The sequence below is a fragment of the Ancylobacter gelatini genome (genome assembly GCF_022601675.1).
Taxonomy (GTDB): domain Bacteria; phylum Pseudomonadota; class Alphaproteobacteria; order Rhizobiales; family Xanthobacteraceae; genus Ancylobacter; species Ancylobacter gelatini.
On sequence record NZ_JAKVIL010000001.1, the window covers coordinates 338222 to 362722 of the forward strand.

At 67.2% G+C, this 24501-nt stretch carries 24 protein-coding genes and 1 tRNA gene; 11 read left to right on the top strand and 14 right to left on the bottom strand.

The features are described from left to right. Nucleotides 1-23: 23 nt before the first annotated feature. A complete protein-coding gene (uvrA, locus tag MKI84_RS01710) occupies nucleotides 24-2930 on the bottom strand; it encodes an excinuclease ABC subunit UvrA (RefSeq protein ID WP_241616234.1) in 2907 nt (968 codons plus the stop codon). A gap of 479 nt (nucleotides 2931-3409) precedes the next feature. Between uvrA and ssb the strand changes: the two genes are divergently transcribed. Together ssb and MKI84_RS01720 are read left to right on the top strand one after the other, a co-directional pair. Next, nucleotides 3410-3973, top strand: a complete 564-nt coding sequence (gene ssb, locus MKI84_RS01715) for a single-stranded DNA-binding protein (RefSeq protein WP_241616235.1) — start codon at nucleotides 3410-3412, stop codon at nucleotides 3971-3973. Nucleotides 3974-4269: 296 nt separating this feature from the next. Continuing rightward, nucleotides 4270-4668: a DUF2306 domain-containing protein gene (locus tag MKI84_RS01720; RefSeq protein WP_241616236.1), complete on the top strand. Its 399-nt coding sequence runs from the start codon at nucleotides 4270-4272 to the stop codon at nucleotides 4666-4668. Nucleotides 4669-4677: 9 nt separating this feature from the next. Here the strand turns inward: MKI84_RS01720 and MKI84_RS01725 are convergent, their stop codons facing one another. Next, nucleotides 4678-5304 carry a MarC family protein gene (locus MKI84_RS01725; protein WP_241616237.1) on the bottom strand — a complete coding sequence of 209 codons (627 nt, stop codon included), beginning with the start codon at nucleotides 5302-5304 and terminating at the stop codon, nucleotides 4678-4680. A gap of 267 nt (nucleotides 5305-5571) precedes the next feature. On the opposite strand from MKI84_RS01725, the gene gyrA reads away from it, so the two are divergent. The 7 genes from gyrA (at nucleotide 5572) to tgt (ending at nucleotide 13048) form a co-directional block, all read left to right on the top strand. After that, nucleotides 5572-8343 carry a DNA gyrase subunit A gene (gene gyrA / locus MKI84_RS01730; RefSeq protein ID WP_241616238.1) on the top strand — a complete coding sequence of 924 codons (2772 nt, stop codon included), beginning with the start codon at nucleotides 5572-5574 and terminating at the stop codon, nucleotides 8341-8343. Nucleotides 8344-8415: 72 nt separating this feature from the next. After that, entirely contained in the window at nucleotides 8416-8997 is a 582-nt protein-coding gene (locus MKI84_RS01735) for an LOG family protein (RefSeq protein WP_241616239.1), read from the top strand. Between the two features lie 117 nt (nucleotides 8998-9114). Beyond that, complete coding sequence (gene coaD / locus MKI84_RS01740; RefSeq protein ID WP_241616240.1) at nucleotides 9115-9627, top strand: pantetheine-phosphate adenylyltransferase; 513 nt, start codon at nucleotides 9115-9117, stop codon at nucleotides 9625-9627. 39 nt (nucleotides 9628-9666) lie between these two features. Then, entirely contained in the window at nucleotides 9667-10218 is a 552-nt protein-coding gene (locus MKI84_RS01745; protein WP_241616241.1) for a peptidylprolyl isomerase, read from the top strand. A gap of 44 nt (nucleotides 10219-10262) precedes the next feature. Beyond that, nucleotides 10263-10724 carry a peptidylprolyl isomerase gene (locus MKI84_RS01750; protein WP_241616242.1) on the top strand — a complete coding sequence of 154 codons (462 nt, stop codon included), beginning with the start codon at nucleotides 10263-10265 and terminating at the stop codon, nucleotides 10722-10724. Nucleotides 10725-10838: 114 nt separating this feature from the next. Then, the gene (queA, locus tag MKI84_RS01755) at nucleotides 10839-11918 is read left to right on the top strand and encodes a tRNA preQ1(34) S-adenosylmethionine ribosyltransferase-isomerase QueA (RefSeq protein ID WP_241616243.1); all 1080 of its coding nucleotides are present in this window, start codon (nucleotides 10839-10841) and stop codon (nucleotides 11916-11918) included. Continuing rightward, on the top strand, nucleotides 11915-13048 hold the full coding sequence (gene tgt, locus MKI84_RS01760) for a tRNA guanosine(34) transglycosylase Tgt (protein WP_241616244.1): 1134 nt from the start codon (nucleotides 11915-11917) through the stop codon (nucleotides 13046-13048). Before queA ends, tgt begins: the two co-directional genes overlap by 4 nt. Before the next feature lie 88 nt (nucleotides 13049-13136). On the opposite strand, the gene wrbA is transcribed toward tgt, so the two are convergent. Beyond that, nucleotides 13137-13736 carry an NAD(P)H:quinone oxidoreductase gene (wrbA, locus tag MKI84_RS01765; RefSeq protein ID WP_241616245.1) on the bottom strand — a complete coding sequence of 200 codons (600 nt, stop codon included), beginning with the start codon at nucleotides 13734-13736 and terminating at the stop codon, nucleotides 13137-13139. 231 nt (nucleotides 13737-13967) lie between these two features. Here wrbA and MKI84_RS01770 point away from each other — a divergent pair. Both MKI84_RS01770 and MKI84_RS01775 read left to right on the top strand, forming a co-directional pair. Continuing rightward, nucleotides 13968-14043: transfer RNA gene (locus MKI84_RS01770), tRNA-Lys, on the top strand. Between the two features lie 297 nt (nucleotides 14044-14340). Continuing rightward, complete coding sequence (locus MKI84_RS01775) at nucleotides 14341-14643, top strand: hypothetical protein (protein ID WP_241616246.1); 303 nt, start codon at nucleotides 14341-14343, stop codon at nucleotides 14641-14643. 14 nt (nucleotides 14644-14657) lie between these two features. On the opposite strand, the gene MKI84_RS01780 is transcribed toward MKI84_RS01775, so the two are convergent. From MKI84_RS01780 to MKI84_RS01835, 11 genes are all read right to left on the bottom strand, one after another. Then, nucleotides 14658-15401 carry a TIGR02391 family protein gene (locus tag MKI84_RS01780; protein WP_241616247.1) on the bottom strand — a complete coding sequence of 248 codons (744 nt, stop codon included), beginning with the start codon at nucleotides 15399-15401 and terminating at the stop codon, nucleotides 14658-14660. 55 nt (nucleotides 15402-15456) lie between these two features. Continuing rightward, nucleotides 15457-16128, bottom strand: coding sequence for a DUF2161 domain-containing phosphodiesterase (locus tag MKI84_RS01785; protein WP_241616513.1), 672 nt, complete (start codon nucleotides 16126-16128; stop codon nucleotides 15457-15459). 364 nt (nucleotides 16129-16492) lie between these two features. Next, nucleotides 16493-18271 carry a hypothetical protein gene (locus tag MKI84_RS01795; protein WP_241616249.1) on the bottom strand — a complete coding sequence of 593 codons (1779 nt, stop codon included), beginning with the start codon at nucleotides 18269-18271 and terminating at the stop codon, nucleotides 16493-16495. Beyond that, nucleotides 18271-20673, bottom strand: a complete 2403-nt coding sequence (locus MKI84_RS01800; RefSeq protein ID WP_241616250.1) for a coiled-coil domain-containing protein — start codon at nucleotides 20671-20673, stop codon at nucleotides 18271-18273. The genes MKI84_RS01795 and MKI84_RS01800 overlap by 1 nt, the downstream gene beginning before the upstream one ends. Then, nucleotides 20663-20923, bottom strand: a complete 261-nt coding sequence (locus MKI84_RS01805) for a hypothetical protein (protein ID WP_241616251.1) — start codon at nucleotides 20921-20923, stop codon at nucleotides 20663-20665. The genes MKI84_RS01800 and MKI84_RS01805 overlap by 11 nt, the downstream gene beginning before the upstream one ends. A 204-nt stretch (nucleotides 20924-21127) precedes the next feature. Continuing rightward, nucleotides 21128-22321, bottom strand: coding sequence for an AAA family ATPase (locus tag MKI84_RS01810; RefSeq protein WP_241616252.1), 1194 nt, complete (start codon nucleotides 22319-22321; stop codon nucleotides 21128-21130). Then, nucleotides 22321-22932 (bottom strand): hypothetical protein, encoded by a 612-nt coding sequence (locus tag MKI84_RS01815; RefSeq protein WP_241616253.1) that lies wholly within the window; start codon nucleotides 22930-22932, stop codon nucleotides 22321-22323. Before MKI84_RS01815 ends, MKI84_RS01810 begins: the two co-directional genes overlap by 1 nt. Before the next feature lie 11 nt (nucleotides 22933-22943). Next, on the bottom strand, nucleotides 22944-23165 hold the full coding sequence (locus MKI84_RS01820) for a helix-turn-helix transcriptional regulator (RefSeq protein WP_241616254.1): 222 nt from the start codon (nucleotides 23163-23165) through the stop codon (nucleotides 22944-22946). A gap of 110 nt (nucleotides 23166-23275) precedes the next feature. Further along, nucleotides 23276-23824: a hypothetical protein gene (locus tag MKI84_RS01825; RefSeq protein ID WP_241616255.1), complete on the bottom strand. Its 549-nt coding sequence runs from the start codon at nucleotides 23822-23824 to the stop codon at nucleotides 23276-23278. Nucleotides 23825-23826: 2 nt separating this feature from the next. Further along, complete coding sequence (locus MKI84_RS01830; RefSeq protein WP_241616256.1) at nucleotides 23827-24120, bottom strand: addiction module antidote protein; 294 nt, start codon at nucleotides 24118-24120, stop codon at nucleotides 23827-23829. 3 nt (nucleotides 24121-24123) lie between these two features. Then, complete coding sequence (locus tag MKI84_RS01835) at nucleotides 24124-24417, bottom strand: type II toxin-antitoxin system RelE/ParE family toxin (RefSeq protein ID WP_241616257.1); 294 nt, start codon at nucleotides 24415-24417, stop codon at nucleotides 24124-24126. Between the last annotated feature and the right edge of the window lie 84 nt (nucleotides 24418-24501).

The following is a 24501-nucleotide window of genomic DNA, read 5'->3' on the forward strand; positions in this document are numbered from 1 at the left end:
TGCATTATCCATCGCCTTGTTACCTACTCCGCCGCTTGCGGTCCCCGCTTCACCGGCCGGCGCGCCAGCACGTCGGCGAGGAAGCGCCCGGTGTGGCTGCGCGGCGCCTTCGCGACCGCTTCCGGCGTGCCGACCGCAACGATCTCGCCGCCGCCATCCCCGCCTTCCGGCCCGAGATCGATCACCCAGTCGGCGGTCTTGATGACCTCCAGATTGTGCTCGATCACCACCACCGTGTTGCCCTGCTCGACCAGTTCGTGCAGCACTTCCATCAGCTTGGCGACGTCATGGAAATGCAGGCCGGTGGTCGGCTCGTCGAGGATATAGAGCGTGCGTCCCGTGGCGCGGCGCGACAGTTCCTTGGAGAGCTTGACGCGCTGCGCCTCGCCGCCCGAGAGCGTGTTGGCCTGCTGGCCGACATGGATATAGCCGAGCCCGACGCGCGAGAGCGTCTCCAGCTTCTCGCGCACCGCCGGCACCGCCTTGAAGAACTCCGCGCCCTCGTCGACCGTCATATCGAGCACGTCGGCGATCGACTTGTTCTTGAAGGTGACCTCCAGCGTCTCGCGATTGTAGCGCTTGCCCTTGCAGACGTCGCAGGTCACGTAGACGTCGGGCAGGAAGTGCATCTCGATCTTGATGACGCCGTCGCCCTGGCACGCCTCGCAGCGCCCGCCCTTTACATTGAACGAGAAGCGCCCCGGCCCGTAGCCGCGCGCCTTGGCCTCCGGCAGGCCGGAGAACCATTCGCGGATCGGGGTGAAGGCACCGGTATAGGTCGCCGGGTTGGAGCGCGGCGTGCGCCCGATCGGCGACTGGTCGATGTCGATCACCTTGTCGAGATGCTCCAGCCCTTCCAGCCGGTCATGCGGGGCCGGCGGCTCGGACGCGCCGCTGAGCCGGCGGGCGACCGCCTTGTACAGCGTGTCGAGCAGCAGGGTCGACTTGCCGCCGCCCGAGACGCCGGTCACCGCCGTGAACAGGCCGAGCGGGACCTCGGCCGTGACGTTCTTGAGGTTGTTGCCGCGCGCGCCGACGATGCGAAGCTGGCGCTTGGGATCGGGCTTGCGGCGCTTCGGCACCGGAACGTTGAGCGCGCCGGTGAGATACTGGCCGGTGAGCGACGCCGGATCGGCAAGGATCTGCGCCGGCGTGCCCTGCGAGACGATGCGCCCGCCATTCACGCCCGCGCCGGGACCGACATCGACCACATAGTCGGCCGAGAGGATGGCGTCCTCGTCATGCTCGACCACGATCACCGTGTTGCCGAGGTCGCGCAGCCGTCGCAGCGTGCCGAGCAGGCGCTCATTGTCGCGCTGGTGCAGGCCGATCGAGGGTTCGTCCAGCACATAGAGCACGCCGGTCAGGCCGGAGCCGATCTGCGACGCCAGGCGGATGCGCTGGCTCTCGCCGCCGGACAGCGTGCCGGAAGCGCGGGCGAGCGTGAGATAATCGAGGCCCACATCGAGCAGGAAGGCGAGCCGCTCGCGGATTTCCTTGAGGATGCGGACCGCGATCTCGTTCTGCTTGTCGGTGAGCTGGCCGGGCAGGGCGGCGAACCATTCCAGTGCGGCGCGTACCGAGAGCTGGGCCGACTGGCCGATATGCTGGCCGGCGATCTTCACCGCCAGCGCTTCGGGCTTGAGCCGGTAGCCATGGCAGGCCGCGCAGGGCACGGCGGAGAAATACTTGCCGATCTCCTCGCGCGCCCAGTCGCTGTCGGTCTCGCGCCAGCGGCGTTCCAGATTGTTGATCAACCCCTCATAGGTCTTGGTGGTCTCATAGGCGCGCATGCCGTCATCATAGACGAAGGTCACCTGCTCGATGCCCGAGCCGTACAGCAGCACGTCGCGCGCCCGCGAGGGCAGCTCGGCCCAGGGCACGGTGAGCTTGAAACCGTAATGCTTGGCGAGCGCCGCCAGCGTCTGGCCGTAATAGGGCGAGGAGGATTTCGCCCAGGGCGCCAGCGCACCCTGCTTGAGGCTGCGCGAGGAATCCGGCACCACCAGCTCGGGGTCGATCTTGCTCTCATGGCCCAGCCCGTCGCAGGCCGGACAGGCGCCGAACGGGTTGTTGAAAGAGAACAGCCGCGGCTCGATCTCGGGGATGGTGAAGCCGGAGACGGGACAGGCGAATTTCTCCGAGAACACGATGCGCCGGGCCTCGCCGTCCTCGTCCTTCTCATCGGCGAACTCGATCACCGCAATGCCGTCGGCAAGGCCGAGCGCGGTCTCGAAACTGTCGGCCAGCCGGCTCGCAATATCGGCGCGCACCACCAGCCGGTCGACCACGACGTCGATGTCGTGCTTGAACTTCTTGTCGAGCGCCGGCGCCTCAGCGATCTCGTGGAACGTGCCGTCGACCTTGACGCGCTGGAAGCCCTTTTTCTGGAACTCGGCGAGTTCTTTGCGGTATTCGCCCTTGCGCCCGCGCACCACCGGCGCCAGCAGGTAGAGCCGGGTCTTTTCCGGCAGCGCGAGCACGCGGTCCACCATCTGGCTGACGGTCTGGCTCTCGATCGGCAGACCGGTCGCGGGGGAATAGGGCACGCCGACGCGCGCCCAGAGCAGGCGCATATAGTCGTAGATCTCCGTCACCGTGCCGACGGTCGAGCGCGGGTTCTTCGAGGTGGTCTTCTGCTCGATGGAAATCGCCGGCGACAGCCCGTCGATCTGGTCGACGTCCGGCTTTTGCATCATCTCCAGGAACTGGCGCGCATAGGCCGAGAGGCTCTCGACATAGCGGCGCTGGCCCTCGGCATAGATGGTGTCGAAGGCGAGCGACGACTTGCCGGAGCCGGACAGGCCGGTGAAGACCACGAGGCTGTCACGCGGAATCTCAAGGTCGACATTCTTGAGATTGTGCTCGCGGGCGCCCCGCACGACAATCGAACGGGCATCACGACGCGGCGGCTCCACGCGGTCCTTCATCGGAATGTCTTCTTTCGCGTACTCGAAAAGGGATGGGGCCGGCGGGGACGTCCCGCGCGGCCACTCCCTTATAAAGGAAGGCCAGTGCCGCTTTGCAACATCGCGACCGCAAGCGTCGCCGCGGCCAGCACGCCCGCGGCAAAGGCGCAGGCCGCGCCCATATGGTCGACGCTCGCATGGTCGCGTGTTCGCAGCGTGGCGACCCGCACGCGGGGGGCGGCGCGGGAGCCTGGGAAATGCCTGCCGGGATGGTGTCTCATGGGGGTGCCTGAATTGTGCGAAGCGAGTCGATTTGCCGTTGTCAGTAGCTAAGCAGAGTGTTAGGAACATAACAAGAACATATTTCGGGCGCCTTTCCCCCGCCGCATCCGACCAATATGTGGACAGAACCGGCCCGAGAGGGGCATCGGCAAGGCCTGTGGTTTATGGTGGGGCGAGAGGTCCGCTTATCGCGCGGATGACGGGCTGTGGAGGACGGAATGGCGGGCAGCGTCAACAAGGTGATCCTGGTCGGCAATCTGGGTCGCGACCCGGAAGTGCGGACCTTCCAGAATGGCGGGCGGGTGTGCAATCTGCGCATCGCGACCTCGGAGACGTGGCGCGACAAGGCGTCGGGCGAGCGGCGCGAGCGCACGGAATGGCACAGCGTGGTGATCTTCAACGAGAACCTGCTGCGCATCGCCGAGCAGTATCTGCGCAAGGGCACGAAGGTTTATATCGAGGGCCAGCTGGAGACCCGCAAGGCGACGGACCAGTCCGGCGGCGAGCGCTATTTCACCGAAGTGGTGCTGCGCCAGTTCCGCGGTGAGCTGACCATTCTCGACAGCCGTGGCGGCGGCGCTTCGGAAGGTGGCGACGATTATGGCGCGGGCAGCAGCGGCGACTTTGGTTCGGGCGGTTCGCAGAACCTCGGCGGCGGGGGCGGTGGCCGGTCCTTCGGCGGCGAGCGCAAGCCGGCGGCGGTGAGCGGCGGGGCCGGCGGCTCGCGGTTCGGCGGTGGGAGCGGCGGCGGCGGGGATCTCGACGACGAGATTCCGTTCTGAGCGCAGGCGCACGCCTCGCCATTGCGGACTGAGGCGCGCGACAGGCGTCGTGCCGTTGTGAAGGGCAGGCGATCCGGCGCGTTTGGCGGATTGCGGCAGTTCAGCTCCCTGCACGCGAGGGACCAGGTGCGGTTTTATGCTGTGTGCGCCTGGCGGGCTGGGTGCGGGGATGGGATGCGGCGCGTCAGGCCGGGCCGGCGTCGCGGCAAGGTGTCGGCTGGCTGTGCTCGGGTGAGGCGCGGTCGGGTGGCGAGCGAGGTCGGGCGTCGCGGCGCCGTCGTAAGGGGAAGGGCTCGATGACGCTTGCGCCATTGCTGGATGCATCGCTGCCGATCCGCATCCATGCCTTCGCCGCGCTTGCCGCGCTCGGGCTCGGCACGCTCCAGCTTCTGGCGCCGAAAGGCACCGGGCCGCATCGGGCGCTTGGCTGGCTCTGGGCGGCGCTGATGGCCTTGGTGGCGCTGTCCTCGTTCCTGATCCACGAAATGCGCTGGATCGGCCCCTTCGGTCCCATCCACCTGCTCTCGCTCATTGTCGTCGGAGCGCTGCCGCTGGCGGTCTATCGCGCCCATCAGGGCGATATCGCACGTCATGAGAAGGGAATGCGCGGTCTGTTCATGGGCGGGCTCGTGATTGCCGGCCTGTTCACGCTGTGGCCGGGGCGGATCATGCATGCGGTGGTGTTCGGCGATTGAGGCCCGCGTTCAGCTCAGAAAAGCGGCACGGATGCCGTCTATGACGAACTGCACGGCGAGCGCGGCCAGCAGCACGCCGAGCAGGCGCGACAGGATGGCGTTGCCGGTGACGCCGAGCAGCCGGTCCATCCGCTCGGCGGCGAGATAGACCGCGAGACTCGCGGCGACCACCAGCACGGTGATGATGAACAGGATGGCCAGCTTCGTCGGGTCGCCCTTGGCCTCGCCGGCCAGCAGCATCATCGCGGTGATGGCGCCGGGTCCGGCCATCAGCGGAATAGCGAGCGGGAACACCGCCAGATTGCGCAGCAGGCTGTCGCGCGCCATGGTCTCGCCGGGCTCGATCCGGCGTTCATGGCGCTGGCCGAACACCATTTCGAACGAGATGGTGAACAGCAGCAGCCCGCCGGCGATGCGAAAGGCCGGCAGGGTGATGCCGAGCGCCGCCAGCATCGGCGCGCCGACCACGCCGAACACAACCAATATGCCCAGCGCGATGCCGGAGGAGCGCCAGGCCACCACCCGTCGCTCCTCGCGCGAGAGCCCGCTGGTCACCGCGAGGAAGATCGGCGCCAGGCCGATCGGATCGATCACCACCAGCATGGTGATGGCGGCGGAGATCAGATAATCCAGCATGTCGGCCCCCGTTCGCGCCCCGATGCGGGCCCGCGCCGGGCTGCATCAGCAAGCCCCGCGCCAGCCGCAGAAGAGCACAACCGGAACCGGCCGGGGAGTGCCCGGCGCCACGGTTCCGCCACGTTCGGACATGCTCTCGGAAAGGCGGTTGTAATGCCTTGATATTCATAGTGTTTTTGGAGCGTTTCCGGCGGCGTCGGGCTGGTGTCTGGAGCCGGAATCGGCTAGACAGTCACACTTGTTCCGCAACCACGGAAAGTCGATTCCTTGTCTGATTCCGATACCTCTAAGCCGGAGGACGGCGGTCCCTCGGACATCCGGCCCGTCTCGATCACCGACGAGCTCTCGCGCAGCTATCTCGACTACGCGATGAGCGTGATCGTCTCGCGCGCGCTGCCGGATGTGCGCGACGGCCTGAAGCCGGTGCATCGCCGCATCCTGTTCTCGATGCGCGAGAACAATTACACGCCCGAGCGTGCCTACAATAAGTCCGCCCGCGTCACCGGCGACACGATGGGCAAGTACCATCCGCACGGCAACCAGGCGATCTACGACGCGCTGGTCCGGCTCGCGCAGGACTTTTCGATGCGCCTGCCGCTGATCGACGGGCAGGGCAATTTCGGCTCGGTCGACGGCGACCCCCCGGCGGCGGAACGTTACACCGAGGTGCGCCTCGCCAAGCCGGCGATGACGCTGCTGGACGATCTCGACAAGGACACCGTCGATTTCCAGGAGAATTATGACGGGCGCGAGCAGGAGCCGACCGCGCTCCCCGCCCGGTTCCCGAACCTCCTGGTCAATGGCGCCGGCGGCATCGCGGTCGGCATGGCGACCAACATCCCGCCGCACAATCTCGGCGAGGTGGTCGATGCCTGCGTCGCGCTGATCGACGAGCCCGCGCTTGAAGTCGAGCGGCTGCTGGACATCATCCACGGCCCGGATTTCCCCACTGGCGCGCTCATTCTCGGGCGCAGCGGCATCCGGCAGGCCTATCTCACCGGCCGGGGCTCGGTCGTGATGCGCTCGCGCGCCACGGTGGAGAGCATCCGCAAGGACCGCGAAGCGATCATCATCACCGAGATTCCCTATCAGGTGAACAAGGCGACGATGATCGAGCGCATGGCCGAGCTGGTGCGCGAGAAGCGGCTGGAGGGCATCTCGGAAATCCGCGACGAGTCCTCCCGCGAGGGCATGCGCATCGTCATCGAGGTCAAGCGCGACGCGCAGGGCGACGTCGTCCTCAACAACCTCTACCGCATGACCGCGCTGCAGACCTCGTTTGGCGCCAATATGGTGGCGCTGAACGGCGGCAAGCCGGCGCTGATGACGCTGCACGACCTGCTGACCGCCTTCATCGCCTTCCGCGAGGAAGTGGTTAGCCGGCGCACGAAATTCCTGCTGCGCAAGGCACGTGACCGCGCGCATGTGTTGGTCGGCCTCGCCATCGCGGTCGCCAATATCGACGAGGTGATCCGCACCATCCGCACCTCGCCCGATCCCGCGACCGCCCGGGACCTGCTGATGACGCGGGACTGGCCGGCACTGGACGTCGCGCCGCTGATCGCGTTGATCGACGATCCGCGCCATCGCCTCGGGCCGGACAACACCTACCGCCTGTCGTTCGAGCAGGCGCGCGCGATCCTCGATCTGCGCCTGCAGCGCCTCACCGCGCTCGGCCGCGACGAGATCGCCGACGAACTCGACAAGATCGCCGCAGAGATCCGCGAATATCTCGACATCCTCGCCAGCCGCGAACGCATCTATGCCATCGTCAAGGACGAACTCCTTGCGGTGAAAGCGGAATTCGGCACGCCGCGTCGGACCGAGATCGTCGAGGCGGAGGGGGATTTCGAGGACGAGGACCTGATCGCCCGCGAGGATATGGTCGTCACCGTGTCCCATGCCGGTTATGTGAAGCGCGTGCCGCTCTCCACCTATCGGGCGCAGCGGCGTGGCGGCAAGGGCCGCTCGGGCATGCAGACGCGCGACGAGGATTTCGTCACCCGCCTGTTCGTCGCGTCCACCCACGCGCCCGTGCTGTTCTTCTCGTCCAAGGGGCAGGTCTACAAGCTGAAGGTCTGGCGCTTGCCGCTGGCGGCCCCGCAGGCGCGCGGCAAGGCGCTGGTCAACATCCTTCCGCTCGACGCCGATGAGCGCATCACCTCGATCATGGCACTGCCGGACGAGGAGACGTGGAGCCGGCTACAGATCATGTTCGCCACCACCGGCGGCACGGTGCGGCGCAACGAGCTGTCGGACTTCACCAATGTGAACCGCAACGGCAAGATCGCGATGAAGCTGGAGGAGGGCGAGGCCATCGCCGACGTCCAGTTGTGCACCGAGGATGACGACGTGGTGCTCACCAGCGCCAATGGTCAGTGCATCCGCTTCCCGGTCACCGAGGTCCGCGTCTTCAAGGGCCGCGACTCTATGGGCGTGCGCGGCATCCAGCTCGAAGACGGCGACCGCATGATCTCGCTGGCGATCATTCGCCATGTCGCGGCCAGCGCCGAGGAGCGGGCGGGCTACATCAAGCTCGCCAACCAGGTGCGCCGCAGCCAGAACGCCGCCGAGAACGGGGCGGACGAGGCGGCCGAGGTGGTGGATGTCGAGACCGTCGAGGCCGAGGGCGAGGAGGCGGGGCTCGCCGGCGCCTCCATCGACCAGGCGCGCTATATCGAACTGAGCGCGGCCGAGCAGTTCATCCTCACTTTGTCGGAGAACGGTTACGGCAAGCGGTCCTCGTCCTATGAGTACCGCACCACGCGGCGCGGCGGTAAGGGCATCGTCGCCATGGCGGTCAATGATCGCAACGGGCCGCTGGTGGCCTCCTTCCCGGTGGAAGAGACCGACCAGATCATGCTGGTGACCGATGGCGGGCAGCTCATCCGCTGCCCGGTCAACGGCATCCGCATCGTCGGGCGCGGCAGCCAGGGCGTCATCGTGTTCGACACCGCCGAGGACGAGAAGGTGGTCTCGGTCGAGCGCGTCTCGGAAGAGGAAGGCGAGGAAGCGCTCGCCGGGGACGCCGAAGACTGATCTTTTGCCCGTACGCATCGTTGAAGGCGGCTTCGGCCGCCTTCAGTCATGTCAGACCTCACGGAATATCCCATGCGCCGTATCTGCGTGTTTCTCGGCTCCAACAGCGGCCATCGTCCGGGCTATCGCGCGGCGGCGGTCGCGCTGGGCACGGAGCTTGCCCGGCAGGGGCTGGGCCTGGTCTATGGCGGCGCCTCGGTCGGGCTGATGGGCGCGGTCGCCGATGCCGCGCTGGCGGCGGGCGGCGAGGTGATCGGCATCATCCCGCAGCGGCTGGTGGACAAGGAAGTGGCGCATGCCGGCCTGAGCGACCTGCGGATCGTGCAGTCCATGCACCAGCGCAAGGCGCTGATGGCGGAGCTGTCGGATGCCTTCGTCGCGCTGCCGGGCGGGGTGGGCACGCTGGAGGAACTGTTCGAGGTGTGGACCTGGGCGCAACTCGGCGGCCATGTCAAGCCCTGCGCGCTCTATAATGTCGAGGGCTATTACGACCGGCTGCTGGGCTTTCTCGACCATGTGGTCGACGAAGCCTTCATGAAGCCCGCCCATCGCGACATGCTGCTGGTGGCGGAGGAGCCGGGCGCGCTGATCGAGCGACTGCGCGCGTATCAGCCGCCGAACGTCACCAAATGGATCGCCGACCGCCATCGCTGAGCGGCGCACGGCTTGCGCGCCGCCGCCGGCGCGGCTAACCCTTGCGCGCACCCGGAGACGCCCCGTCGCCGCGTGCGACGTGTCGCCCACGGAAAACCCCGCCCACGGAAGCCCCGCATGAGCGCCGACGCCATCGCCTTCTATCCCGGCTCCTTCGATCCGCCGACCAACGGCCATGTCGAAGTCGCCCGCGCCGCCGCGCGGCTGGCGGGAAAGCTCATCGTCGGCGTCGGCATCCATCCCGGCAAGGCCCCGCTGTTCAGCGCACAGGAGCGGCTGGAGATGCTGCGCGAGGTGTTCGCGCCGATCGCGGCGGCCGAGGGCGCGGCGCTGGAATGCCTGACCTTCGACAATCTCGTCGTCGACGCCGCGCGCGATCACGGCGCGCGCCTCCTGATCCGCGGCCTGCGCGACGGCACCGATCTTGACTATGAAATGCAGATGGCGGGCATGAACGCCGTGCTGCGCCCCGAGGTGCAGACGGTTTTTCTGCCGGCCTCGCCGATTGCCCGCCCTATCACCGCCACCCTTGTCAGGCAGATCGCCCAGATGGGCGGCGATGTCTCGGCCTTCGTGCCGCCCGCCGTGCTGGACCGGCTGAAGGCGCGGTTCGGCCGCACCCCCGCCTGACACGGCCTCCCGGTCCGCGTTCCTCAACGGAGTTCACTCATGGTTCGCAGCCTCTTCGCCGCCCTTGCCGTCAGCCTCGCCTTCGCCGTGCCGGCGAGCGCGCAGGCTCCCAAGATCCCGGCGAATGCCGATCCGCAGAACACGATCCTCATGGAGACCACCAAGGGTCCCGTCGTGATCGTGCTGCGCCCCGACGTGGCGCCCAAGCATGCCGAGCGCATCAAGACGCTCTCGCGTGAGGGTTTCTACAACAACGTGCCGTTCCACCGCGTCATTGACGGCTTCATGGCCCAGACCGGCGACGGCCAGTATGGCAATGGCACGGGTGGCTCGCGCTACCCGGACCTGCCGGCGGAGTTCTCCAGCCTGCCGCACACGCGCGGCACGGTGGGCATGGCCCGCGCCTCCAGCCCCAACAGCGCCAACTCGCAGTTTTTCATCTGCTTCCAGGACTGCTCGTTCCTGAACGGCCAGTACACCGTGGTCGGGCAGGTGGTGTCGGGCATGGAGAATGTCGACAAGCTCAAGCGCGGCGAGCCGGTGGCGAACCCCGACAAGATCGTTTCCATGAAGGTCGCCGCTGACAAGTGAGCGGCGTTCCTTCGCGTAGCTGACGTTTACCAAGGAGAAAAACCATGGCCGAAACCGCCAACTTCCTGCTGCTCGAAACCACGCAGGGCCCGGTCAAGATCAAGTTCCGCCCTGATCTCGCCCCCAACCACGTCGCCCGCATCGCCGAGCTGGCGACCGAGGGCTTCTATGACAACGTGCCGTTCCACCGCGTGATCGAGGGCTTCATGGCCCAGACCGGTGACGGCCAGCACGGCAACGGCACCGGCGGCTCGGGCAAGAAGCTCAAGGCCGAGTTCAACAAGGGCCGTCATGTGCGTGGCACCGCCTCCATGGCCCGCGCCCAGAGCCCGGATTCCGGCGACAGCCAGTTCTTCATCTGCTTCGGCGACGCCTCCTTCCTCGACGGCCAGTACACCGTCTGGGGCGAGGTGGTCGAAGGCATGGAGAATGTCGACAAGGTCAAGCGCGGCGAGCCGGTGCGCAACCCGGACATGATCGTCAAGGCGAGCGTCTCCGCCGCCTGAGCGTCGTCTCATCGCTGAGACCAGGATCCCGGACGCGCGACGAGCGCGCTCCGGGATCGTTTTTTGAGAACTCCCCCGGCCCGCGAAGGGCGCGGCGGATGACGGATGACGTGAATGCGTGTCGACCTGTTCGATTTCGAGCTGCCGCCCGAGCGGATCGCGCTGCGCCCGGTCTCGCCGCGCGACGCCGCGCGCATGCTGGTGGTGCGGCCGGGGCGGGATCCCGAGCTGGACGACCGGCATGTGCGCGACCTGCCGGACCTGCTGAACCCCGGCGATGCGCTGGTGGTGAACGACACCCGCGTGGTGCCCGCCCGGCTCGATGGCCTGCGCCGTCGCGATGCCTCGCAGGGCGAGGGCGTGCGGGTGGAGGCGATGCTGCACAAGCGGGTGTCGGGCGACACCTGGCTGGCGCTGGCGCGGCCGGGCAAGCGGCTGGCGGTCGGCGACGCCGTTGATTTTTCCCGCGCGGGCCATCCGCTCGCCGCCCGCATCGAGGCGAAAGGCGAGGGCGGCGAGGTCACGCTGCGGTTCGATCTGTCGGGCGCGGCGCTGGATGCCGCGATCGCCACGCTCGGCCATATCCCGCTGCCGCCCTATATCGCGGCCAAGCGCGAGGATGATGCGCAGGACCGCGCCGACTACCAGACCATGTTCGCGCAGTATGAGGGGTCGGTCGCCGCGCCGACCGCCGGCCTGCACTTCACGCCCGAACTGATCGAGAGGCTGGCCGCGCGCCGGGTCGAGACCCACCGCGTCACGCTCCATGTCGGCGCCGGCACCTTCCTGCCGGTCAAGGCCGACGACACCGAGGGCCACCGCATGCACGCGGAATGGGGCGAGGTCTCCGCCGCCACCGCACAGGCGCTGAACGCGGTGAAGGCGCGCGGCGGACGGGTGGTCACGGTCGGCACCACGGCGACGCGCCTCTTGGAAAGCGCGGCGCGCGAGGACGGCGCCTTGCACGAGTGGCGCGGCGACACCGACATCTTCATCACGCCCGGCTACCGCTTCCGCTTCATCGACGGGATGATGACCAATTTCCACCTGCCGCGCTCGACGCTGGTCATGCTCATCGCCGCCTTCATCGGCCATGACGTGCAGAAGCGCGCCTATGCCCATGCCATTGCCGACGGCTATCGCTTCTATTCCTATGGCGACGCCAGCCTTTTGCTGCCAGAACGTCGCTCATGACCCAGCCTTTCGCCTATCATCTCAAGGCCACCGACGGGGCCGCGCGCCTCGGCGAGGTGGTCACTCCGCGCGGTATCATCCGCACACCCGCCTTCATGCCGGTCGGCACGGCCGCGACAGTGAAGGGCATGTACCCCGAGCAGGTGCGCGAACTCGGCGCCGATATCGTGCTGGGCAACACCTATCATCTGATGCTGCGCCCCTCCGCCGAGCGGATCGCGGAGCTGGGCGGTCTGCATAAGTTCATGCGCTGGCCGTACCCGATCCTCACCGATTCCGGCGGGTTCCAGGTGATGTCGCTGGCGGCGCTGCGCAAGCTGAACGAGAAGGGCGTGACCTTCCGCTCGCATATTGACGGCGCCTATCACGAGATGTCGCCGGAGCGCTCGGTGGAGATCCAGGGCCTGCTCGGCTCCGACATTCAGATGCAGCTCGACGAATGCGTGCGCCTGCCGGCCGCGCCGGAAGAGGTCGCCCGCGCGCTGCGCCTGTCGCTGCGCTGGGCGGAGCGCTCGAAGAAGGCGTTCGAGGCGCAGCCGCCGGGCCGCGCGCTGTTTGGCATCGTGCAGGGCGGCGACGTGCCGGACCTGCGCGAGGAATCCGCGCGCGGGCTCGTCGATATCGGATTTCCCGGCTACTCCATCGGCGGGCTGGCGGTCGGCGAGCCGCAGGCGGTGATGCTCGGCATGATCGAGGTGGTCAACGCCATCCTGCCGCAGGACAAGCCGCGCTACCTCATGGGCGTCGGCACGCCGGACGACATCATCGAGGCGGTGGGGCGCGGCGTCGACATGTTCGACTGCGTGATGCCGACGCGCGCCGGGCGCCACGCGCTGGCCTTCACCCGCTTCGGCAAGATCAATCTGAAGAACGCGCGCCACGCCAATGACCCGCGTCCGCTCGACGAGGAAAGCGACTGCCCGGCGGCGCGAGACTATTCGCGTGCCTATCTGCACCACCTCATCCGCTGCGACGAGATGCTGGGCTCGATGCTGCTGACCTGGGTGAACCTCGCCTATTACCAGACGCTGATGGCCGGTATCCGCGCCGCGATCGCGGAAGGGCGCTTCGAGGCGCACAAGGCCGAGGTCAAGGAAGGCTGGGCGCGCGGGGATATCCCGGCGCGCTGACCCTTACGGGCAGACAACAAGCGTGCCCAAACCAGAACGGCCGGACCCGCGAAGGTCCGGCCGTTCGTGTGTCCGGCGCTGCCGGCTATCAGCCGTGCAGCTTGCCCGCGATGGTGGCGACATGCTTGCCCTGGAAGCGGGCGCCGTCGAGTTCCACCTTGGAAGGCTGACGCGAGCCGTCACCATCGGCGATGGTGGACGCGCCGTAGGGCGAGCCGCCCTTGATTTCGTCGACACCCATCTGGCCCTGGAAGGCGTAGGGCAGGCCTACCACGACCATGCCGTGATGCAGCAGGGTGGGCATGAAGCCGAGAATGGTGGATTCTTGGCCGCCATGCTGGGTGGCCGAGGAAGTGAACACCGAGCCGACCTTGCCGACGAGGCCGCCGGTGAACCACAGGCCGCCGGTCTGGTCGATGAAGGCGCGCATCTGCGAGGCCACGGTGCCGAAGCGGGTGGGCGCGCCGAAGATGATGGCGTCATAGTCCTTCAGCTCGTCGACAGTGGCGACCGGCGCCTTCTGGTCGAGCTTGAAGTGATTCTGCTGGGCGATTTCGGTCGGCACCGTTTCCGGCACGCGCTTCACCACCACCTCGGCACCGGCCTCGCGCGCACCCTCGGCGACGGCCTCGGCCATCGTCTCGATGTGCCCATAGGTCGAATAATAGAGAACCAGAACCTTGGCCATGTGAACCAACTCCTCATGTGACGTGCGGCGCGCCATCGGGCGGGCCGTCGAATTCCATGGGCAGCAAGCTAGCCGCGGGAGCCGTGCATCGGAAGCGGTATGATCGACAGAGCATGTTTGCGCCAATGCAATGTCGAAAAAACCGCGCGGTGGCGGCTGGGGGTTCCCGGCCGCGGCACCGGTCTTCGTCTTGCGTTCCGCGCGCTAAACCCTTAAGCCCCGTTCCCGTGGGAGCCCGTAGCTCAGCTGGTAGAGCACGTGACTTTTAATCATGGGGTCTCGGGTTCGAATCCCGACGGGCTCACCACATAAGTCCTTGAGATGTAATATGAAATCTCAAGGCCGCTTCGGCCTAGGCAGCGCTTCCGAGCTTCGGGTCATCACCGGGTCATCACGGTGCGCCGAATCTGTCCGTCTCGGCGGGGAGGTGCGAGGCGGATTTTTTCTGGCGCGCCGTCTTCAGCCTCGCTCACGACATCTGTACGAGGGCGCGGCAATCCCCTGGGGGATCAACGCAGCTCGCCCCACCGGGCCAGCATTCCCTACCGTGACAATCCCTCGCCTGGATGCAATTCTCCTCCAATACAACCAAGGGGAGGCGGATATGAAGATGGCGATCTTTGCTGCTGGGCTCGCGTGCTTACTGCTGGAGACCGGAACGGCGGTAGCGGGCTGTGAGCTTGTGACCAATCCGTGCTCGACCGATTCGGCGGGCAACACGTACATCACGCAGAAGTCGATCGGAGGGACTGGATACGTCACCACACAGAACGGCAATCCCTATTCGCACACCGGACAGACGCTCGGCGGCGGCTGGCGGGAGGAGTTCACGAGCGGTGGCTACCAGATGCACAGCACAAACCCTTACCAGCCGGTTGGGAGACCCAAGACGACGCTAGGCTGGTAGAGCGCCCTCAACATCTATCGGGGTTGAGGGCCCGCAACCGCTGCGGCGCGAACATCGACAATGCGCAATAGATGGTTGGCGAGCAGGATGATCTCTGCCGCCTCATACGGATCTTCAAGTGCGACGTTCCGGTGGGAATGCGGGTTCTTGTAAGAACCGATGGCGCCAGCGAACAGATGCGCTCGCATCTCCCGCTCGCCTTCATCCATGGTCATATCCGCCAATGGGCCTGAGCCTTTGTCGAACGCCCTGCGCATCAGTCCGACACCTATATCCTTGTCGGAAAGCCGCGCCGCAGTCCTCACCGCAACTTCGACGGCCTTCATCGCCTCGAAGACAGCCGTGTCCAGCTTCCCGCGATGAAACAGCGACCACACGTCCTCTCGGATCGACGGGTGCAGGCTCTCCTTCGGAATGAGACGGGCGCTGAACGCCCTTCGTGGATCCTGTTCCTTCACCAGTTGCACCGCCTTGCGGCTGAGAACCCGAACCGAATTGGGGGAGCCGTATTGCGGCGATTCGATCAATAGGGCCTGTCCCTCAAGCCATGCCCACGCCTCACGAATAGCCGTGTCCACATGACGGTGGAGATGCCCGTCATAGCTCTTATTGGCCTCCTGAACCGCCCAAAGAAGTTGGCGGTTGCCCGCGGGAATGGTCGCGAGCCAGGGCAGGAGGCGTAGGCCGAGTTCTTCCGGCTCCAAAGCCGCTAAGACATCAGGCTCAGGGAAAACCTGCGTTATCTTCCACCCAAACATCAAGCTTGTTCCTTCCTCACCCTCACACCTGGCCACGTCGTGCTCGGTCGGCCATCTATTCGGCCGCTTGGGTGTCGGGCATCGGCATCCAGGATGCAACGGCACTGCGGCCGGCTGCGGTAAGGGCGTACACGCCTCGCTCCGAGCGTTCGAACCAGCCATAGACGTTGCGACGCAGGATCTTCGGTGCGTCAGGAAATGCCTGTTTCAGATCGCGCGGGCGTTGCGGCGCCGACATCATCGTTGCGGCGCACCCGAGAGCCTGCTGCCGATATGCGGTCATAATGGGCTTGCGCGATCCGCCGCCGGCCACCGGATCGCCCTGCCGGCGCTTGTGCTCGTCGACCAGCCGAGAGCGCCGGCGAGGGTCCTTCCGCGGCAGTGGAGCGGTCGGAGAAACCAGTACGTCGACCTGACCCGCGTCGGACACCCCCAGCAGCCCGAAGCCGAGGCGTCTGCAGAGATTGCGATAGCGCGGATCACTCTCGCGCCCTTTGCCTCTCTTCGAGAGCTTGGCGGCCAACCATATCTCGTCGCCGATCGCCATCCGGTCGACGCCCTGCAAGATCAGTTCGAGATTGAAGGTCAGCTTCATCTCGCCGATCACAACTACTGTCGGCTCGCCGTCCCTTAAGCCAACCAGATCGCAGGGGCCAATCTCGCCCTTCACGCTATAGCCGAGCGTCTCGAGGAAGCGCTTCACCGGTTCATAGAGAAGAGTTTCCAGCATACTTCTCCGCGGTCGTCGTGTTTCGACAGGCGGCTCGCGAACTGGCCGCTAAGTCCGTTCCCGCAGTCGTACTCCAGGACCGTTACCATTCTGCTCGATGAAGATCACGCCAGCGGATTCGAGGGCGCGCTGGATGGCATTACCGTTCGCGTCGGTAATGCTCGGCGCACCGTCTGCGCCCTCCGCTCGGCGCACCGTCGCAACGCCGAGCCTCGCCTCGGTGGCAAGCTTCTCCGCGCTCCAGCGAATAAGCCCTCGTGCTGCTCTGATCTGAGCTCCAGTGAGCACTTTCATATCCCTTGATTGACATCAGATCAAATCATCAGCATGATATGTTTCATATCAGTTAACGTATTTCAGATCAAACGAAGCGCCTATAAACTGCGAGTGCCCGTTTCGGCAAACTCGGCCGTTTGCCTGCCGTTCGCGCCACTAACCTGACCGGCAGCAAGCCGGCAGGTTGCCCCACAACCCGACCACCCGAACAAGCCGGCGCGCCACGCGTGACCGGCGAAGGAGGAGCTATGCCCCGATCCCCGCGCGACCTGCTGATGGCGCGCCCGTTCCTTTCGCCTGAGGAAGTTATCAGCCTCGCCACGCAGCTGCAGATGCCCGACGACGCACACCCTGACGCGGCGCTGAGGTGGCCGAGCATTTCCATGGTGAAGGTGCGCTTCATGAGATCGGTCCACGCGGCGAGGCCGTGCGTCCGGATGACCACGTTCGCCATGGCGCGCAGCACTTGCGGGCCAGTCACCTCGTCGACGAACCGCGAAAAGCCGTGCGCGAAGTCCATCGCGGCGTGGGCTGTGAGGTTGAGCCGCGCTGCCAGCGCCTCGCTGCCCTCGCCCCCGCGGCTGAGTTCACGGAGCGTGCCGGCGAGGATCCGGCCTGGCGCCATCCCGTTATAGGAGGCGGCCAAGCCGGCGGTGACACTATCGCCCGGCACGGCAGAGATGACCGCGCCGCCCAGCTTGGCCGCGACGTTGATCGAGCGCAGCCCGCCGAAGATGCCGGCCATCAGCGGGCCGTCCACCGCGTTCGCCTTGCCAGTGAGAACGTCATAGGTGCGCTCGGCAACGGCCCGGCTTTCCAGCATGCGGAGGGGGTTCATCCTCCCCAGCGTCGAGAGCCCGGCTTCCTCCTCGCGGACATGCGGCAGCAGCGCGCGGATGACGGCACCGTGGTTCGGTCCGACCACCTCGGCGAGGGCAATCTCTGTGCTCATGCGCTGAAGGTGGCCGGTGAGCATCCCCAACACGTTTTCGCCCGATCCGAACTGGTCCGACAGTCGCAGCCAGGCCTCGGCACCCGCCTCGCCGTCCGCGAACTGAAAGGTGCGCTGCTCGGGTGAGAATGCCTTGGCGCTGCTGTCGCCGACGGCGATGTCACGATAGGCGCGCTGCAGGATGAAGTCGGTGCGGCCGGCGGCGGCCTGCGTGCCGGTGTCGCGATCCCACAAGGTGAGCGCGCCGCGATCCACCTCGGCCTTGAACGCCTGGGCGAACTCGTCGGCGGAGAAGCGACGCACGCGGAGGCTGTCCCAGAACTGGGGAAGCCGCCAGTTTTCACTCACCGGCATGTTCCGCCCGGCGGCGGTCACCCGGTCGACGGCCTCTTTGGTCGCCTCGGTCCATCCGCGCGCAGCCGCCTTGGCGATCTGGTCACCCGTGTCGTGCCCGAACACCTCGCGCACGAGATTGCGCACGCTGGCGATCTGTTCGGCCGACTGGCCCAGGATGCCGGGGGCGAGCTTGCGCAGCGCGTCGTCGAAGCGGCGGAACAGTTGCGCGGTGATGACTTCGGCTTTCGTCGCGACGTTCTCGCCGCCCTGTTCCCAGATGTCGCGAGTTAGCATCGACATGAGCCCGGCGGCGCGGCCCTTCGGGTGCTCCAGCACGCGTCGCTCGGCACTGGCGAAGGCTAAGGCCTGTTTCGCCGTGTCGTTCCGCAACTTCTTGGCCCCGGCCTCCATCGCCTTGGCGGTCGCCAGCGCCGCCGCAGCATCGGCCTGCGCTGGCCCCATCGTTCTGCCGAACTCGCCGCGGGACCGCTCGTAGAGTCCCAGCGCCTCGTCGCCGATCTCCTTGGAGATGGCGCCGGTCTTCACCAGCTTCGCCACGCATTCGTTGATGGGCATCAGGACATCTCCGGTTGCGGGAGGGCGCAGGCGGCAATCTCGCGCGCGGCGGCGAGACGGGCGTCGGCTTCGTCCATCAGATCGTCGACCGACCGCATGTCGGCCTCAAGCTCGCCACGCTCATTCAGCCGCTCGCCAACGGGCACCTGCCGGTCACCCATGGCCCGGAGCTTGTCGAGCTCGTGGGCAACCGTGTCATCCGTCACGGACGCGGCGCGGGCGGCGGCGATCTTCGCGGGCGTCAGTTCGTCCGCGAGGGCGGCAATCTGTTCGGGGCGTGGCTCGCCGGCTACAATGCCGCCGGCCTGCGAGGCGGCGGAGCTGTGTGAGGCCGTCTGGAGACCGTCGGGGCTCTCCGTCCTACCCCCGGCGCGCAGGCCAACCTCCAGCCGTGCGGCCTCCGTGCCGGGCAAGGTGGCCGCGAGCGTGCGCGGGCGCAGCAGCAGTTCGTCGACGATCGCGCCGGCCTCGTCGTCGCTTCGAGCGCGCACAATGGCGCCTGCGATGGCGGCGGCCTCGTCCTTCGGCATCTGGTATCCGACCTCGCGCGCCAGCGCCTGCACCCGCTTCCGGGCCTCGTCTGTGTGATAAGCGGTGCGGGCGTGCCGCTGCGTCACCGGGGCGGGCTCGGGCTGGGCGCGCAGCGCATCAAGCCGGCGATCAACCAGCGTCTCGGTCAGTTCGCGCTGCCGGGCGTCAACCTCGTCCGGCGCGGCGGCAAGGATCTTGCCGGCAAGCTCCTCCGCATCGTCGCGCGCGAGCCGAACGCCGTATCCCTCTTGTGCGAGGCGCGACACTGCGCGGCGCAGCTCGGTGCCGGCGCTCGCCTCGCGGCCGGCGGCGCGGGTTTCGGCGGCGGTGCGCCGGGTCGGCAGGTCGGCATCGGCCTTGTCGAGCCGGGCGCGCTCGCGGTTCGCCCGCCGGTCGGCGGTGTCGAGCTCCTTCTCGCGTGCCTTGCGCGACCTCTCCAGTCCGGCCACCTCCTGCCGCAGCGAGACCGCCAGCCGGGCATCGCCGGGGGCGGTCTTGGCGAGGGTGTCGACGATAGATTGGCGCTCGTTCTCCAGCCAGGCGCGGCGGTCGGCCGGGATGCTGGCGACGGCGAGGTCGCTTTCGATGGCGGCCAGGCGGGCCTGCGTCTCCGGATCGGTCGGCGGGCGGGCGTCGGCGAGCCGGGTTCGGGCCTGCTCCAGATCGGCGCGGAGGGAATCGACCTCCTCGCGAAGTGCGGACACCTCCTGCTCACGGGTACCGAGAACGCCGCGTCGGGCGGTTAGGTTGCCGGCCTCGGTGTCGAGCGTCTGGCGGGTCGTAGCGAGCTCATCGCGCGCGGCCTGTGCCGTGGCGCGGATGTCGGCGAGCTGCACCTCGCTCAGGCGCTCCACCGTGCCCGGCAGACGCGCGCCCTCGCGCTCGATTGCAAGGCCGGTTTCCTCGGCGCCTCGGGCCGCGGCGCGGGCCTCCATGACGGGCGCGAGCCGCGCCTCGTAGCTGCGCAGCAGCGAGGGCGTGATGGTGTCCGACACGTCAACCGGCCGGCCGCTGACCATGGCGTCGATGCTGGCCTGCAGCGCGGTGCGGTGCGCCACCTCGCCCTCGACACCGGGAAGGCGGTTCGCGTCCGCAATCTGCGCCTCGCTGGCCACCACGTTGCCCGCGTCGCGGACATGGCGTGGCCAGGCGCCCGTCTGCACCCGCGTCCACAGGGCGCCGAGGCCCCTCACCCCGCCACCCAGCACGGCGCCGGCAATGGCGGCCTCGCCGATGTTCTGCGCGGCCTCGCCGGAGGCGGCATAGCCGGGCGCGACCTGCTCCTTGTAGCTGGCCGTGATCGCCTCGATGCCGAGCTGCGTTCCGGCCGTAATGCCGCCGGTGGCGAGCGCGGTGCCGAGGATACCGATGGACGCCGGGGCGGCCAGCGGCACGGCGACGAGATTCACGGGGTCAACAGCGCCGGCCGCCGTGCCGCCGAGGATGCCGCCGATGGTCGAGCCCCAGGTCTGTTCGCGGCCGGCCAGCTTCTGCTGTGCTTCGCGCGCCGCGCGGGACCGGGCGATTCCCATCTCGTCGAGGTCGGCGGCGGTGAGCGGCTTCAAGGCGAGGTCGGGGAACTTCGGCGCGAGCTGGGCAATCTGGCGGTTCATCTCCGCCAGCGCCGCGGCGCCGCCGCCGAAGGCGGGATTGGCCAACGTCACGCCAGCACGCTGGCGCACCCGGTCGACGAACTCCTGCACCCCCTCAATGCGCGCGCGGTTGGCCGCGTCGCTGTTGCCGAAGTCTAAGCCCACGCGCCACGCGGCTTCCATCCCCTCCGCGAAGGTCGCCGGCAAGTCCTGCGCGAGGTGATCGCGGGCGTAGGCGATATCCCCTGCGATGCTGTCCTGAAAAACATCAAGGGTCATCGCGCGCCGCCACTCCAGAAGTTGCCGAACCGCGACCCGCCGTACACCCCGCTGCTGGCGGCCGGATCTTCAGTGCTCGGCAGAAGTGTTCGGAGCTGATCCCGGCCTTTGCGGCTGCTTCAACCTGGGTCTTCGCGGTGCCCGTGATGTAGGCCTCAAGGGCCTGATGCATCTTCCGCGAAATGCGTGGCTTCTTGGCTGGCGGACGGCGGGTTTTAGGCGCGGCGATGGCGTATTCGGTCGTGCTCATGACAGGCTCCCATGGGCTTCAGAGGGGCAAGCGCACCGCCCCCAGAGGGGCGCTTGAGCCCCATAGGGGGTACGGGGGATATGTAGGCAGGGGGATTGGAAGGGGGATTGGAAGGCGCGAGGGGAGGTTGGAAGGGGGATTGGCACCCTCCCGAACCCCTGATTGGTGGAACCGGAATTTGGGATTGGAAGGGGGATTGGAAGGTCATGGAGCCGGCTCCGATCCCACCGGAACGATGCGGGTGCGGCGCCGCGAAGGAGGGCCGACCTCCTCGACACGGATGCGCTTCGCCTGGAACAGCCGGTTCATCGCATCGGAAAGGGCCCTCCGGTTCAGGCCGTCCGCACGGGCGTCCTTGGCGAAGATCGCCGGCGCATAGGTCGGGCCCGCGGTCGTGACATTCCGCCCCTCGGCGTCGTATGCTGACAGCAGTTCGAGGAAGACGCGCTCGGCATTCTCATGAGCGGCGTAGTGGTTCAGCGGATTTGTGCTGGTCGCGACCTTGAAGGAGCCGTCCTGCCACCGAACCTTGATCTCATCCCTGCTGCGCGCATAGTTCGACTTCATGATGCGGAGCACGCGCGCGTCGACGTCGAGTTCCTTGCCGCTTTCGTCCTTGACGCGCTCGAAGTAGAGCCGCGACCGGAGGCTGTTATTCCAAGCGGTGGAACCGCTGGTGCCGGAGCCGCTGGCAAGGCCGCCAAGCGACGGATGATCGAGCAGCAGTGTCGTCGTCCGGTGCTGGATCGCCTGGGCGCGCAGCAGGCCGATGAACTGGCGGGCGTGGGCGCGATTGTTTTCGTCGCCGCCAAACAGGTCCGCCTTGGTGTCGAGCACCACTAGCGCCGGCTGCACCTCCTCGATGCGCTGTTCGACGGCGGCAAACAGGGGCGTAGGGCGAAGAATGCCATTGCGGCCATCGGGCGCAGCCAGAAGCGCGTCCCGGTGAGCGAGCGGGATGATCTTCAAGCCGCCTAGGGCGGCAAGGTCGATGCCCATGCCCAGCGTGATCGCGTCGAGGCGGCGGTGAACCTCGTCCACGTCGTCCTCCGCCGTGAGGTAGATGCACGGTCCGCGCTCGGCGGATCGGCCCAGCCAATAGCCGCCCGCGACCGTCGCGACGGCGAGCTGGAGCGCGATCGTCGACTTGCCGGTGGCACCGTCGCCTGAGAGGCCCGTGACGGTTTGGGCCGGCATCAGCTCATCGACGTGCCACAGCCGAGGCGGGACCGATCGCCCCGCGAAGGACGCGGCGTCCAGCATCTCCACCGTGGGGATGGTTGTTCGGTCGTCGTGCTGACGATCGTCTGCCGCCCGGCGCGCCGCCTCCTGCGCTCGGTGGCGATCTTCTTCCAGCAGCTCCGCGGCCGTCACATAATCCCCTCGCACATCCATCATTAGGGCGCTCTCGGAGTCGTGCGCGGCGCGACGATGCGCTCGGCGGGAACATGCGGCGCCAGCATCGCGGCCAGATCGCGGGCATGTTCGGCATCCTCCGCCATGATGCCCGGCGCATCGGCCAAGCGCAGCGCGGCGCCGACCGAATCGACGATCACGAGGCCGTTGCGGTCGGCGCGCAGCCAGCCGAGCGGATCGCGGAAGACGCGCACGGGCCGGCGGTAGGCGAACGTCGCAGGATTGCCGAGCGCCCCCTCGCCGAGAAGTGCCGCCGCACCATCGCGCCGGGCGATTTTTCGCGGGTCACCGGCAGACCATGCGACGAGGTCGAGCCCGCACTCCCACTCGTCGCGTACCAGCGTGATGAACGCCGGCTGGCCCTCGTCGGCGTGACGCGCGAGGCGGAAGAACGAGCCCGAGCCGAACACGCACGGCCACGCCTTGACCTCGCGCAGGCTCCATTCGGTCGCGCCGCGCGCTCGGAGCTCGGTGAGCTGATAGAGGGTCGGCAAGGGGAGCGGGAGCCACGAACATTCGGGGTCAGGTGGCCGCCGATCCAGCGCCGCCACCGCCAGAGCTCGGCGCGTATCGTCCGTGAGGGTGGCGGGCATGCGCGCTCTCCTCACGCGGCCGCGCCGGTATCGGAAGTCGAGCGGCGACGCCGGCTCGACGGCCAGGCCTCGATGTCCGACCGGCGATACCTGACGAGTTTCCCGACCTTCAGGAAGGCTGGACCGGCACCCGACAGGCGCGATTTTGCGAGCGTGGATTCAGCCCATCCGATCGCAGCCGCGGCCTCCTTGGGCCGCAGGATGGGATCAGCTTCAGAGTGAGCGGGGTGCATGGCGGGCTCCGTGAGAACAGTTCCGTTGCTGTCCTCACCGTGTCCTTGCCGTGCTAATTCGTCATCGCCCGAGAACTATGCGCGCAGTTCTCGGTGCACCGCGAAGTCGGTCATTCGTTTTCGGTGCACGCTCGGACCGCTGCGATGAAGTGCTCGGCCGGCAAGTCCTTGGCAATTTCCGCCAAAGCGGTGACCCATGCCTCTCCTTTCGCTTCGTCGAAGCGATTCTCCAGGCTGCGCGACTTACCACCAAGCGATTGATACGCTGCGCGTTTGACAAGGAGCCGCGCGGCCTCGGCCTTCGTCTTGCCGGCTGCCATCAGTTCCACCATGTCGGCGACGAGGGCGGCCTTGCGAGAGCTCGTCCATGCACGCGGACGATGCGCGGCAGCCGTTGCTTCCACGCGTAGTCCCGGTACGTGCGTGCGCGCGAGTTCGATGGCTAAGAGCGCGAAGCTTAAAAGCCCCTGGCCCGACGGCACGCCATGGTGTTCCATCAAAAGGTGATATCGCCTCTCGCGTTCTTCCGCGACTCGCCGCTGTTCGGCTTCGATCTGCGCCGCTCGAATGGCAGCATCGTCCAAAAGCGAGACACTGATGTCGGCAGGCGGGATCGGTGTCGCTATATCTCCGGTATAGCCTTCGTCTCGCCCGCTCATGCTTACGCCGCCTTCGCGGGCGCCACGGTGAGCGAGAGACCGAGAGCCTTCACCACCTTGAGCACGGTGGCGAACTCCGGGTTCCCGCCCTCGCTGAGTGCACGGTACAGCGCCTCCCGGGCCACCCCGGCGTCGCGGGCAATCTGGGTCATGCCACGCGAGCGAGCCACGTCGCCCAGCGCGGCGGTGATGAGAGCCGGCGTGCCGTCCTCGAATGCCGCCTCGAGATACGCCGCGATGTCCTCCGGCGTGTCGAGGTAATCAGTTGCGTCAAACTTCGTCGTCTTGAGTGCCATGTGTCAGTCCTCCTCGCGCGCCAATGCCTTGGCCTTCACGATGTCCCGATCCTGAGTGTCCTTGTCGCCGCCGCACAGAAGGAGCACCACAATCGGCCCCCTCTGCGCGTAGTAGACGCGGTAACCCGGCCCGTAATCGATTCTCATTTCGCTGACGCCTTCTCCGACCGGCTTCACATCCCCCGGATTGCCCAGCTCCAGCCGCCGGACCCGCGCCAGGATGCGCGCCTTGGCCTGTCGGTCGCGCAGGTGAGTGAGCCAAGCCTCAAAGACCTCAGTTTGACGAACATCGAACATGCGGAACTGTATCTCATAAGTTACGTTTAGTCGAGTAGTTCGTAACTCTTGGGTTACGAACTCTTCGGCGGGCGATGTTTCGAG

What these genes read in the sequence shown, in the direction of transcription:
- uvrA (WP_241616234.1), bottom strand. Translation starts at nt 2,930, where the DNA reads ATGAAGGACCGCGTGGAGCCGCCGCGTCGTGATGCCCGTTCGATTGTC.
- ssb (WP_241616235.1), top strand. Translation starts at nt 3,410, where the DNA reads ATGGCGGGCAGCGTCAACAAGGTGATCCTGGTCGGCAATCTGGGTCGC.
- MKI84_RS01720 (WP_241616236.1), top strand. Translation starts at nt 4,270, where the DNA reads ATGACGCTTGCGCCATTGCTGGATGCATCGCTGCCGATCCGCATCCAT.
- MKI84_RS01725 (WP_241616237.1), bottom strand. Translation starts at nt 5,304, where the DNA reads ATGCTGGATTATCTGATCTCCGCCGCCATCACCATGCTGGTGGTGATC.
- MKI84_RS01735 (WP_241616239.1), top strand. Translation starts at nt 8,416, where the DNA reads ATGCGCCGTATCTGCGTGTTTCTCGGCTCCAACAGCGGCCATCGTCCG.
- coaD (WP_241616240.1), top strand. Translation starts at nt 9,115, where the DNA reads ATGAGCGCCGACGCCATCGCCTTCTATCCCGGCTCCTTCGATCCGCCG.
- MKI84_RS01745 (WP_241616241.1), top strand. Translation starts at nt 9,667, where the DNA reads ATGGTTCGCAGCCTCTTCGCCGCCCTTGCCGTCAGCCTCGCCTTCGCC.
- MKI84_RS01750 (WP_241616242.1), top strand. Translation starts at nt 10,263, where the DNA reads ATGGCCGAAACCGCCAACTTCCTGCTGCTCGAAACCACGCAGGGCCCG.
- queA (WP_241616243.1), top strand. Translation starts at nt 10,839, where the DNA reads ATGCGTGTCGACCTGTTCGATTTCGAGCTGCCGCCCGAGCGGATCGCG.
- tgt (WP_241616244.1), top strand. Translation starts at nt 11,915, where the DNA reads ATGACCCAGCCTTTCGCCTATCATCTCAAGGCCACCGACGGGGCCGCG.
- wrbA (WP_241616245.1), bottom strand. Translation starts at nt 13,736, where the DNA reads ATGGCCAAGGTTCTGGTTCTCTATTATTCGACCTATGGGCACATCGAG.
- MKI84_RS01775 (WP_241616246.1), top strand. Translation starts at nt 14,341, where the DNA reads ATGAAGATGGCGATCTTTGCTGCTGGGCTCGCGTGCTTACTGCTGGAG.
- MKI84_RS01780 (WP_241616247.1), bottom strand. Translation starts at nt 15,401, where the DNA reads ATGTTTGGGTGGAAGATAACGCAGGTTTTCCCTGAGCCTGATGTCTTA.
- MKI84_RS01795 (WP_241616249.1), bottom strand. Translation starts at nt 18,271, where the DNA reads ATGCCCATCAACGAATGCGTGGCGAAGCTGGTGAAGACCGGCGCCATC.
- MKI84_RS01800 (WP_241616250.1), bottom strand. Translation starts at nt 20,673, where the DNA reads ATGACCCTTGATGTTTTTCAGGACAGCATCGCAGGGGATATCGCCTAC.
- MKI84_RS01805 (WP_241616251.1), bottom strand. Translation starts at nt 20,923, where the DNA reads ATGAGCACGACCGAATACGCCATCGCCGCGCCTAAAACCCGCCGTCCG.
- MKI84_RS01810 (WP_241616252.1), bottom strand. Translation starts at nt 22,321, where the DNA reads ATGATGGATGTGCGAGGGGATTATGTGACGGCCGCGGAGCTGCTGGAA.
- MKI84_RS01815 (WP_241616253.1), bottom strand. Translation starts at nt 22,932, where the DNA reads ATGCCCGCCACCCTCACGGACGATACGCGCCGAGCTCTGGCGGTGGCG.
- MKI84_RS01820 (WP_241616254.1), bottom strand. Translation starts at nt 23,165, where the DNA reads ATGCACCCCGCTCACTCTGAAGCTGATCCCATCCTGCGGCCCAAGGAG.
- MKI84_RS01825 (WP_241616255.1), bottom strand. Translation starts at nt 23,824, where the DNA reads ATGAGCGGGCGAGACGAAGGCTATACCGGAGATATAGCGACACCGATC.
- MKI84_RS01830 (WP_241616256.1), bottom strand. Translation starts at nt 24,120, where the DNA reads ATGGCACTCAAGACGACGAAGTTTGACGCAACTGATTACCTCGACACG.
- MKI84_RS01835 (WP_241616257.1), bottom strand. Translation starts at nt 24,417, where the DNA reads ATGTTCGATGTTCGTCAAACTGAGGTCTTTGAGGCTTGGCTCACTCAC.